The sequence below is a fragment of the Priestia sp. P5_B4 genome (genome assembly GCF_056400385.1).
Genome location: NZ_JBFULJ010000584.1, coordinates 1 through 2,432, shown reverse-complemented (window position 1 = coordinate 2,432; position 2,432 = coordinate 1). Strand labels below are relative to the sequence as shown.

The 2,432-nt window shown below is 34.5% G+C and carries 2 protein-coding genes and 1 pseudogene; 1 reads left to right on the top strand and 2 read right to left on the bottom strand.

The genetic code is table 11. The features are described from left to right. Window positions 1-30: 30 nt before the first annotated feature. Window positions 31-1,383, top strand: coding sequence for a sensor histidine kinase (locus tag AC1DRF_RS23285; RefSeq protein ID WP_477741808.1), 1,353 nt, complete (start codon window positions 31-33; stop codon window positions 1,381-1,383). Between the two features lie 217 nt (window positions 1,384-1,600). Here the strand turns inward: AC1DRF_RS23285 and AC1DRF_RS23280 are convergent, their stop codons facing one another. Further along, entirely contained in the window at window positions 1,601-1,840 is a 240-nt protein-coding gene (locus AC1DRF_RS23280) for a hypothetical protein (RefSeq protein ID WP_025749171.1), read from the bottom strand. Window positions 1,841-2,284: 444 nt separating this feature from the next. Further along, a pseudogene (locus AC1DRF_RS23275) lies at window positions 2,285-2,432 on the bottom strand (aminoglycoside phosphotransferase); the annotation flags it as partial.

Here is a 2,432-nt window from a genome sequence, read left to right as displayed (position 1 = left end):
GAGTAGGATATGTGATAAGAAAGGAACCGTATGAAAATTACTACCAAGGTTAACTTGTTTATTACAGTTTCTCTGTTAGTCAGCTTGCTCATTGTAAATACGATTGTATTTTTCTTATTTATGAAAACGACCGTTAATATGGAAGCGCACTTAGTCTTCAAAAATGCGAATGAAATGTTGAAAAAATACCACATTTCCAAATCCTTAACACTAGACAAAAACCTTTTAAACTCTTACATGCCTAGTCACTCTTTTATTCGAATCGTTGGGCCGAACTCTACAACTATTAATCAAGTCACTAACGACAAAGTCCTTGTTCAGAAAATCTCCCCTACTTTTTCAACAGAAAAGAACTTTGAACTTAGACCTTTTCAAGAACATCAAAATTTAGTAGTTCACGTACCGATTCATCAGAATCACAAAGTAATCGGCACGTTAGAAATAAGTGAGCGGTTATCAGGACTAGAAAGCCGCAAAGATATTATTTTGTCCATAATGGGGACTGTTACCGTTGTTTCTGTTCTTCTCTCTTTTCTAGCTGGCAGATGGCTATCAGCTATCATTATGAAGCCTATTGTATCAATGATCTCTACAATGGAAGATATTGAACAAAGTGGAACGCTGAAAAAGATTGGCATACAAACTGAAACAAAAGATGAAGTGTACAAAATGGCAGCTACATTTAACCGTATGATTAGTAAACTGAAGGAAAACTCAGATAAACAAAGGCAATTTATTTCCGATGCTTCTCATGAGTTAAAAACGCCTGTGACTGTTATTAGCAGTTTTATTACGATTCTTAGAAGGCATGGCACACAAGATGAAACAATAGCAAAAGAAGCAATTGAGGCTATTTATTCAGAAACAAATAGAATGAAAAATTTGACAAAAACACTATTAAGTTTAGCTGAATTAGAGGACTCCGAACCTGTTGATATAAAATCAGTTGACCTTGTCTCTCTCAGTACAGCCCTTGTAACTCAGTTCATGCAAGTTTATGACCGACCTATTATCCTGCATAAAAATCCCCACTCCATTTTCATCAAGGGAGATGAATTGAAGCTGAAACAAGTGATCATTATCTTTTTAGATAATGCCATAAAGTATAGTACCGATGTAATTGAGGTCTTTTTGGAAAGTGATCAGCATAAGGGAATTCTCCGAATAAAAGATTATGGCATTGGCATACCAGAAGAAGAACAATCTCATGTTTTTGAAAGGTTTTATCGAGTAGACAAAGCCCGCAAGCGGGATTCAGGAGGAAGTGGACTTGGATTAGCTATTGCTAAAAATATTGTGAACCTCCATAAAGGAGAAATTGATATACAAAGCAAAGAACATGCTGGAACAGAGATTAAAGTTACTTTTCCCCTTACAAACTGAGTAAGTCGCTTTTATATAAATTAGCTCATGTACCACTAATGAGGAAGCAACTATCAATATTTAATTTCTAAAAATGCTACCTACTAGATGCATCCAAAACGGAATCACCAGTTTTCCATCAAAAAAAACACCTCCAAGTGATTGCTCGGTACTCCATACCCGGTTATCAGCTTGAAGGTGTTTTTTATTTATATAAAATCAGAGCCTGTCCAAATTATTAGCAACTACGTTTTCTTAATCTGCGAACGCTGATACTTTCTAAACTAGTCGTATTTCTATTACCTGAATTATCTTCCCATACTAAAAATCCGCCTTCTGCTCGAATAAACGTACCATTTCCATCAAGTTGTCTTCCAGCAGAAAAAACTTGAATTTTATCTCCTCTTCGAAAATTATCTACTATAGAACGAGATTGAGATTGAGATGTACGACGATCTCCACTACGACGTCCTGGCATAACTTCACCTCCTTATACACTTATAGTACATACTATGAAAGAAACGAAAATTGGCATAAGCAAAGCGCGTAAAAACACAAAAAATATTTTATAAATGAAAAATTTGGCCATACCTGTCCTTAGCATTTCTGCAATTTCTCTTACATTCATTCCTACTCAACATAATGCCTCTTTCTAAAGCACATATAAAAAGCTAGCTCTTAGTGMATAACGATTGTTTTTGTTGCTGCAACTTAAAAACACACTGAATCTCTTTCATCTTGTATTGCTGTTGTTGCATTGATTTATGGAGTATAAAATACATATATGATTAAAGTGTGTTATATATATAATTTAAAAAGTTATATCTTTTAGACACAAAAAAAAGAACCCTCCATTACATAAAGGATGTTATAGACATGCTTTTTAATAAAAGTGTGTTGCTTCTTCAATTAAAACTTATCCTTAAACCCATTCTTTCCTATGTTCACGAATAAATTTAATATCATTTTGATAATGTTCAAGATGCCCTTGGTGTATCATTTTCTGGAACGCACTGTCGCCTTCGCTGGCTTTTCTTGTAATTGTTTTACATAACCCCTCTAATCTCAGC

What these genes read in the sequence shown, in the direction of transcription:
- AC1DRF_RS23285 (WP_477741808.1), top strand. Translation starts at nt 31, where the DNA reads ATGAAAATTACTACCAAGGTTAACTTGTTTATTACAGTTTCTCTGTTA.
- AC1DRF_RS23280 (WP_025749171.1), bottom strand. Translation starts at nt 1,840, where the DNA reads ATGCCAGGACGTCGTAGTGGAGATCGTCGTACATCTCAATCTCAATCT.